Origin of the sequence: Nocardioides albidus, assembly GCF_006335005.1 — a bacterium.
In the GTDB taxonomy this organism is placed as follows: Bacteria; Actinomycetota; Actinomycetes; order Propionibacteriales; family Nocardioidaceae; genus Nocardioides; species Nocardioides albidus.
In genome coordinates, this window is the sequence record NZ_VDMP01000020.1 from 23847 (window position 1) to 31515 (window position 7669).

Genomic DNA, 7669 nt, shown 5'->3' on the forward strand with positions numbered 1-7669 from the left:
GGCCGCACTGCTCACAGCGGCAGTGCGGCCACCACGGCGTCGTACGTCGCCCGGTCCGGTGCGGCGACGATGCCGCCGGCGAGTGCCCGCGGCTCCAGGGGGGTGCCGTCGTGCTGGCCGACGACGCCGCCGGCCTCGGTGAGGATCAACGAACCCGGCAGGTGGTCCCACGGCATGGAGCGGCTGTAGAGGAGTGCCTGGGCGTCGCCGGCGATGAGGTGCGGGTAGTCGACGCCGCAGCAGGCCCAGGTCAGCTCCAGCGTGCCGAGTCCGTCGAGCTCCTGGCCGACCCACGAGCGACGCGCGGTCCGGAACGGCACGCCGTCCCCGGCCACCGTCACGCCCAGCCGCTCGCCGTTGCGCCAGGCGCCGGCGCCGCGCTCGGCGACGTACGACGCCGCGTGCTGCGGCTGCCAGATCCAGCCGCGGGTCACCTCGCCGCCGCGGACCTCGGCGACCATCACCGCGTGGTCGGGGGAGCCGTTGACGAAGTTCTTCGTGCCGTCGACCGGGTCGACGGTGAAGGCGTGCTCGGCGCTCGCGAAGCGCTCCAGCAGCCCGGGATCGGCGGCCATCGCCTCCTCGCCGAGAACGAGAGCGTCCGGGTAGGCGGCCTGCAGCGCCGCGGTGATGAGCGTCTCGGACTCGTGGTCGGCGACCGTGACCAGGTCGCCCGGGTTCTTCTCCGAGACCTGGTCGTCGGTCAGGGCGCGGAACCGAGGGTCGATCACCTCCGCGGCGACGTCCTGGAGCAGGGTCAGCACGGCGGCGGTGTCCACGGCGCCACGGTAACGGGGCACCCGCAGTGGGACAGCGGCGGGCTGGTGGGGTTGGCTGGGCACATGCGCTTCACCGAGCACGAGTTGACCGCGGCACTCGCGGGCGCGGCCAAGGTCGTGCTGGCCGCGGATCGCCGCTTCCGCAAGCGCGGCGTCGACGTCGACACCGCCTGGGAGCAGATGGACCGCTACCAGCGGTTCAAGATCCTCGACGCCCTGGGCGACCGGGTGCTGCCCGTCCTCGTCGCCCTGCCCGACGTCGACGTCGCCCCCGGCACCCGCCCGACGTACGACGACCGCCGGGTCGCCGAGGTCGTCGAGAGCCTCCTGCCGGGTGGCCGCGGCCGGCTGCGGCGCGCGGTCGAGGTGAAGGCGCGCACCGCGCTGGTCCAGGCCGCGCTCGCGGCGATCCCGCCCCGGCTCGACCCGGACGCGCTGCTCACCGACGAATCCTGACCCGGCCGACCCGGCCAGTAGGGTGACGGCCGTGCGAGTCCAGGCCGTCGTGGTGACCTTCAACAGGTTGGCGATGCTGCAGCGACTCGTCCCACGGCTGCAGGAGACCGCCGGACTGGAGCGGATCCTCGTCGTCGACAACGCGTCGACCGACGGCACGGGGGAGTGGCTGGCGGAGTTGGCGGACGAGAGGGTGAGCCACCAGACGCTCGCCTCCAACACCGGAGGTGCGGGCGGCTTCCACCACGGGCTGGCGTGGGCCGTGCGCGAGGGTGCCGAGCTGGTGTGGCTGATGGACGACGACGGCATGCCGGCTTCCGACTGCCTCGACCTGCTCCTCGAGCGGGTGGAGCGCGACGGCCTGGAGTTCTGCGGTCCGGCCGTGCTGGCCGAACAGGACCCCTCCCGCCTCTGCTTCCCCATCCGACTGCCCGGCGGCACGCGCGTCGTGCACGACATGGCCGCCGTGGAGGGTGCCGCGCGCGAAGGGCTGATCGACGACGTCGTGATCCCGTTCAACGGTGTGCTCGTCACCCGCGACCTGGTCGAGCGGATCGGCCTGCCCCGCGAGGAGTTCTTCATCTGGGGCGACGACGTGGAGTACCTCTGGCGCGCGCAGCGGGCCGGTGCGCGCATCGCCACCGTGGTCGACGCCCGCTTCCTCCACCCGGCCACCGACGACCTCGGGACGCCGATGATGTTCGGGCGCACGACCTACAACCACACCCCGAGCGACCTCAAGCACTACTGCATGGCCCGCAACAACACGCTCAACCTGCGCGCCTACCGCGGTTGGGTGCACGTGTTGCTGTTCTGGCTGAAGACGCTGTGGTTCTACCTGTTCACGAAGCCGCAGCCGGCACGGATCCCGCTGAGCGCCCGCGCCGCGGTCGCGGGGCTGCGCGGCGACTTCACCGGGCACCGGAGGTACCTGCGATGAGCGAGCAGGTCGCGGTCGTCGTCGTCACCTACAACCGGGCCGACCTGCTCGAGGGGATGCTCGCCGGGCTCAGCGCCCTGGACCGTGCGCCCGACGCGGTCTTCGTGGTCGACAACGCCAGCACCGACCACACCCGCGAGGTGCTCGAGCGCAGCACCCTTCCGGGCCTGGTCGCCATCCACACGACCGACAACCTCGGGGGAGCGGGCGGCTTCCGGCTCGGCCTCCAGACGGCCTACGAGCGCGGCTACGACGCGATGTGGCTGATGGACGACGACGTCGTCCCCGCCCCCGACTGCCTGACCCGGCTGCTCGAGGCCGACGGCTCCTGCCTGATCGCGGTCCGCGAGGACCGCGCCGGCGCGCTCGTCGAGAAGGCCGCCCTGCGCTTCGACCTGCGCAACCCGCTGGCCATCCGCCCCAAGACGGCCAGCATCGACTCGACGTACCCCAGCCGCGCGGCGATGCCTGCGACCGTCGAGGTCGAGAACGTCGCCTTCGAGGGCTTCCTCGTCCGGCGCGAGGTGATCGACCGGATCGGCCTGCCCGACGCGTCCTTCTTCATCTTCTACGACGACGTGGACTTCGCGATCCGCGCCCGCCGGGCCGGGTTCGCGATCCGCGCCGTGCGCGACGCGGTCCTCGTCCGCCAGCTCGACTTCGACCAGCAGCACGACCTCGCCGGCTGGAAGGGGTACTACATGTACCGCAACCTGTTCGTCGTGCACTTCAGGTACGGCGAGAACCCGCTCGTCCGGCTCAAGCCGGCGCTGATCGCGCTGGTCGTGGTCCTGCTCAGTCCGCTGCGGGGCGGTCGGGCCGAGGCAGCGAACGTGACGCGAGCGCTTCGGGATGGCTGGCGGATGCGGGCCCGTCCGACGCGCTGAGGTCGGGCACCAGGCGGGCGCGCAGGCCGACCCGGTTGCCGGTCGCGATGCCGGCGATCCACACCGCGAACGCACCCAGGGCGGCACCCGCGATCACGTCGACGAAGAAGTGCCAGCCGAGGTAGACCGTCGCGAGCACGGTCAGGCCGAAGAAGGTCCACGCGGTGATCCGCACCCAGCGGGCCAGCTTGACCGCCTGCACGACGAGGCAGATCGTCATCATGATGCCGACGTGCAGGGACGCGAAGGCCGCGATCGTCTGCAGGCCGGACTCGCCGTGGGTGGCGAGGGTGTCGACCCGGTCGTCCCACATCGAGTCCGCGAGCCTGCTCACGTAGGTGTCAGGCAGCGCCGCGAAGGAGCTGCTGTCGGAGTAGATCGGGCCGACCGTCGGGATCAGCACGTACAGCAGCGCGCCGAGGGCCCAGTCGACGGCGACGGCCGTGACATACCACTCACCGGCACGCGTGTGCCTGGTCCACACGAGGGCGATCGCGATCGAGACCGGGACCAGCGCGATCCACACGATGTAGACGGCGGAGAAGAAGTGGGCGGCGAGCCCGGTGCCGAACCAGGCGTGCAGTACGGCGGCCGGGTCGTGGCCCGCGAACAGGAACCGATCGATGTCGGCCAGCGGCTCGTCGTAGATGTTCTCGTGGACGAACGGCGCCATGCTCTTCACGTTGCGGAAGGCGGCGTAGCACAGGTACCAGGCGATGACGCCGTTGAGCGCGAACTTCCAGTGCGCCAACGGCCACCGCTCCCGCACCACGGTGCGGAAGGTGGTGCGGAGCCGGCCCGGCCAGCCTCCGCCGGGGCGGCCGGCACCGAGGAAGGTGCGGGGCACCACGTCGATGGCGATCGCGCCGAGCACGATCGCGGGGAAGCGGATGTAGCCCGGGATCAGGCTGTCGGGGTCCTGGATCGGGATGTCCTCGATCAAGGAGAACACCACGGTCAGGACGGCCAGCCCGAGGCCGGCGAGCCAGGCGAGCGCGAAGGATGGAGCGCCGCGTCCGGCCGTCTGGTGGGTATACACCAGAACAGGATATGCGTCGTGGCTCTCGGCAAGCCTGACAGCACCCGACCGCGCGTCCGAATGGGGAACCGGCGCGCGGGTCCGTAAACTCACCGATCGTGTCTCCAACCTCGTCGAACCCCGACCTCCCCGATCTGGTCGTCGTCGGCTCCGGATTCTTCGGCCTGACCATCGCGGAGCGCTGCGCAGCCGATCTGGGCCTGAGGGTCCTGGTCCTCGAGCGCCGCTACCACCTCGGCGGCAACGCCTACAGCGAGTTCGACCCCGAGACCGGGATCGAGGTGCACAAGTACGGCACCCATCTGTTCCACACGAGCAACGAGCGGGTGTGGGAGTACGTCAACCGGTTCACCTCGTTCACCAACTACCAGCACCGGGTGTTCGGCCGCTACCAGGGCCAGGTCTACTCCCTGCCGATGAACCTCGCGCTGATCAACACCTTCTTCGGCAAGAGCCACACGCCCGACGAGGCCCGCGCGCTCATCGCCGAGCAGGCGAGCGAGATCGACACCAGGGACGCCACGAACCTCGAGGAGAAGGCGATCTCCCTGATCGGGCGCCCGCTCTACGAGGCGTTCATCAAGGGCTACACCGCCAAGCAGTGGCAGACCGACCCCACCGAGCTGAGCGCGGACATCATCACCCGCCTCCCGGTGCGCTACAACTTCGACAACCGCTACTTCAACGACACCTACGAGGGCCTCCCGGTCGACGGCTACACCGCCTGGCTCGAGCGGATGGCCGACCACCCGAACATCGAGGTGCGCGTCGACACCGACTTCTTCGACGTGGCCGACGACTACAAGGGCAAGGTCCCGATCGTCTACACCGGCCCGGTCGACGAGTACTTCGACAACTGCGAGGGACGCCTGTCCTGGCGCACCGTCGACCTGGTCCAGGAGACCCTCGACGTCGACGACTACCAGGGCACCGGCGTCGTCAACGCCAACGACGCCGAGGTCCCCTTCACCCGCGAGCTCGAGTTCAAGCACCTGCACCCCGAGCGTGCCGCGTCCTACAAGCCGGGCCGCACCGTCGTCGTACGCGAGTTCAGCCGGTTCGCCGAGGAGGGCGACGAGCCCTACTACCCGATCAACACCGCCGAGGACCGCGCCAAGCTGCTGAAGTACCGCGACCTGGCCAACAAGGAGCCGATGGTGCTCTTCGGCGGCCGCCTCGGCACGTACAAGTACCTCGACATGCACATGGCGATCGCGGCCGCGCTGTCGATGTACGACAACAAGCTCAAGCCGCACTTCGCCGAAGGCGCCGAGCTCAAGAGTGGCGGAGTGGACGCATGACGGACCCGACCAGCGGCGGAACCGTGCAGCGCCTGCTGCAGCGCCAGATCCTCCCCACCGACACCGACCCGGACGTCCTGCCGCTCTACCTCGACTGTGAGGAGCCCAACCTCGACGAGGACAAGTACGTCGTCGGCGGCTCGCGCGCGGCCAAGGAGCTCAACAACGCATCCATCCGGCAGAAGACCTCGACCGGTCGCGCGGTGCGCCCCGACCAGGTGCTGTCCCGCACGGCGGTGCTCGTGCCGTCGGGGGAGAAGGTGTCGTTCGGCACCTACTTCAACGCCTTCCCGGCCAGCTACTGGCGCCGCTGGAGCGTCGTCACGGCGGTGACCCTCACCGTCACGGTGCGCGGCTCCGGCGCCACCGTCATCGTCAACAAGTCGATGGCCAACGGCCGCCAGCAGAAGGTCGACAGCGGGGTGACCGAGGCCGAGGGCCCCACGACCCTGACCTTCGAGCTCACGCTCGGCCCCTTCATCGACGGCGGCTGGTACTGGTACGACGTCGTGGCCGGCCACGGCGACGTCACCGTCGAGTCCGCCGAGTGGACCGCAGCGGTCCCGGCGGACCGTGCCGACCACGGCACCGTCGACCTGGCGATCACCACCATGAACCGCCCCGACTTCTGCGCCAAGCTGCTCGCCCAGCTCGGCACACCCGAGCTGCTGCCCTACCTCGACACCGTCTTCGTGATGGAGCAGGGCACCCAGTTGGTGCGCGACAGCGAGTTCTTCCCCGACGCGGAGACCGGCCTCGACGGCCGGCTGAGGGTGCTCCAGCAGGGCAACCTCGGCGGCTCGGGCGGCTACGCCCGCGGCCAGCTCGAGTCGGTCCGCAAGGGCACCGCGACCTACGCCATGATGATGGACGACGACGTCGTCTGCGAGCCCGAGGGCATCATCCGCGCCGTCACCTTCGGCGACCTGGCCAAGCGGCCTACGATCGTCGGCGGCCACATGTTCAGCCTCTTCGCCAAGAGCCGGCTGCACAGCTTCGGCGAGATCGTCCAGCCCTACCGGTTCTGGTGGATGTCGCCCAAGGACGGCTTCCAGGACTGGGACTTCGGCGCGCGCAACCTGCGCTCCGCGCGCTGGCTGCACAAGCGCCAGGACGTCGACTTCAACGGCTGGTTCATGTGCATGATCCCGCGCCAGGTGCTCGAGGACATCGGCCTCTCCCTGCCGCTGTTCATCAAGTGGGACGACTCCGAGTACGGCCTGCGGGCCCGGGCCGCCGGCGTACCGACGGTGACCTTCCCCGGTGCCGCCGTGTGGCACGTGCCGTGGACCGACAAGAACGACGCCCTCGACTGGCAGGCCTACTTCCACCAGCGCAACCGGTTCGTCGCGGCGCTGCTGCACTCCCGCTACCCGCGCGGCGGGCGGCTGCTGCACGAGAGCTTCGCCTTCGACCTGGCCCACCTGGTCTCGATGCAGTACTCCACCGTCGAGCTGCGGATCCAGGCGCTCGAGGACGTGCTCGCCGGCCCGCACGGCCTGCACGGGATGCTCGGCACCCGCCTCGCCGAGGTCAACGCGTTCCGCAAGCAGTTCACCGACGCGCAGCTGCACGCCGACCCCGACGACTTCCCGCCCGTACGACGCGAGAAGCCGCCCCGCAAGGGCAAGGACCTCAGCGACGTCCCCGGCCGGCTGTCCAAGGCGATCACCGCCGGGCTCGCGCCCATCCGCCAGCTGAAGAAGCCCCGCGACCTCTCCCGCGAGTTCCCCGAGGTGGAGATCCGGGCGATGGACGCCAAGTGGTACCGCATCGCCAGCTTCGACTCCGCGGTCGTCTCGATGAACGACGGCACCTCCGCTGCGCTCTACCAGCGCGATCGCGACCGCTACAAGGCGCTGGTCCGTCGTACCGTCGAGCTGCACAACCGGTTCCGCCGCGACTGGGACGACATCGCCGCGCAGTACCGAGCAGCCCTCGGTGACATCACCTCGCCCGAGACGTGGGAGAAGACCTTCGCCCCGTGGACGGAGGGGGAGGGGCGATGACCACGAGCACCCCCGACGCCCCGGACGCGGACGAGGCGGGGCTCCCGCCGCTGCGGGCGCCGTCGGCCGACAACGGCCTCATCGGCGTCTTCCACCGGCGCTACCTGCTCAAGCTGCTGGTCACCCGGGAGATCACGGCCCGCTACCAGGGCTCGTTCCTGGGGTTGCTCTGGTCCTACATCAACCCGCTGACGCAGTTCTTCATCTACTACTTCGTCGTCGGGTTCATCTTCAACCTGCACGCGGACATCCCGAACT

At 70.1% G+C, this 7669-nt stretch carries 7 protein-coding genes and 1 pseudogene; 6 read left to right on the forward strand and 2 right to left on the reverse strand.

The features are described 5' to 3' along the window. Positions 1 to 11 precede the first annotated feature (11 nt). Positions 12 to 779, reverse strand: coding sequence for an inositol monophosphatase family protein (locus FHP29_RS06825; RefSeq protein WP_139622120.1), 768 nt, complete (start codon positions 777 to 779; stop codon positions 12 to 14). A gap of 63 nt (positions 780 to 842) precedes the next feature. Here FHP29_RS06825 and FHP29_RS06830 point away from each other — a divergent pair, with 63 nt between their 5' ends. Genes FHP29_RS06830 through FHP29_RS06840 form a run of 3 tightly spaced genes read left to right on the forward strand, consistent with a single transcriptional unit; the run spans position 843 to position 3062 of the window. Continuing rightward, positions 843 to 1235 carry a hypothetical protein gene (locus tag FHP29_RS06830; protein ID WP_139622121.1) on the forward strand — a complete coding sequence of 131 codons (393 nt, stop codon included), beginning with the start codon at positions 843 to 845 and terminating at the stop codon, positions 1233 to 1235. A 31-nt stretch (positions 1236 to 1266) separates the two neighbouring features. Beyond that, positions 1267 to 2175: a glycosyltransferase family 2 protein gene (locus tag FHP29_RS06835; RefSeq protein ID WP_240044363.1), complete on the forward strand. Its 909-nt coding sequence runs from the start codon at positions 1267 to 1269 to the stop codon at positions 2173 to 2175. Then, the gene (locus FHP29_RS06840; protein WP_139622122.1) at positions 2172 to 3062 is read left to right on the forward strand and encodes a glycosyltransferase family 2 protein; all 891 of its coding nucleotides are present in this window, start codon (positions 2172 to 2174) and stop codon (positions 3060 to 3062) included. Before FHP29_RS06835 ends, FHP29_RS06840 begins: the two co-directional genes overlap by 4 nt. Here FHP29_RS06840 and FHP29_RS06845 read toward each other — a convergent pair. Next, positions 2971 to 4101: a phosphatase PAP2 family protein gene (locus FHP29_RS06845; protein ID WP_139622123.1), complete on the reverse strand. Its 1131-nt coding sequence runs from the start codon at positions 4099 to 4101 to the stop codon at positions 2971 to 2973. The two genes, FHP29_RS06840 and FHP29_RS06845, sit on opposite strands and share 92 nt — an antisense overlap. A gap of 98 nt (positions 4102 to 4199) precedes the next feature. Here FHP29_RS06845 and glf point away from each other — a divergent pair, with 98 nt between their 5' ends. From glf to FHP29_RS21600, 3 genes and pseudogenes are all read left to right on the forward strand, one after another. Beyond that, positions 4200 to 5402, forward strand: coding sequence for a UDP-galactopyranose mutase (gene glf, locus FHP29_RS06850; protein WP_192903983.1), 1203 nt, complete (start codon positions 4200 to 4202; stop codon positions 5400 to 5402). Continuing rightward, complete coding sequence (locus FHP29_RS06855) at positions 5399 to 7411, forward strand: glycosyltransferase (RefSeq protein WP_139622125.1); 2013 nt, start codon at positions 5399 to 5401, stop codon at positions 7409 to 7411. The genes glf and FHP29_RS06855 overlap by 4 nt, the downstream gene beginning before the upstream one ends. Next, positions 7408 to 7669 (forward strand): annotated as a pseudogene (locus FHP29_RS21600) (hypothetical protein); the annotation flags it as partial. The gene FHP29_RS06855 and the pseudogene FHP29_RS21600, both read left to right, overlap by 4 nt.

Bases quoted from the DNA above. Each gene is read 5' to 3' on its own strand.
- FHP29_RS06830 (WP_139622121.1), top strand. From the start codon at position 843: ATGCGCTTCACCGAGCACGAGTTGACCGCGGCACTCGCGGGCGCGGCC.
- FHP29_RS06840 (WP_139622122.1), top strand. From the start codon at position 2,172: ATGAGCGAGCAGGTCGCGGTCGTCGTCGTCACCTACAACCGGGCCGAC.
- FHP29_RS06855 (WP_139622125.1), top strand. From the start codon at position 5,399: ATGACGGACCCGACCAGCGGCGGAACCGTGCAGCGCCTGCTGCAGCGC.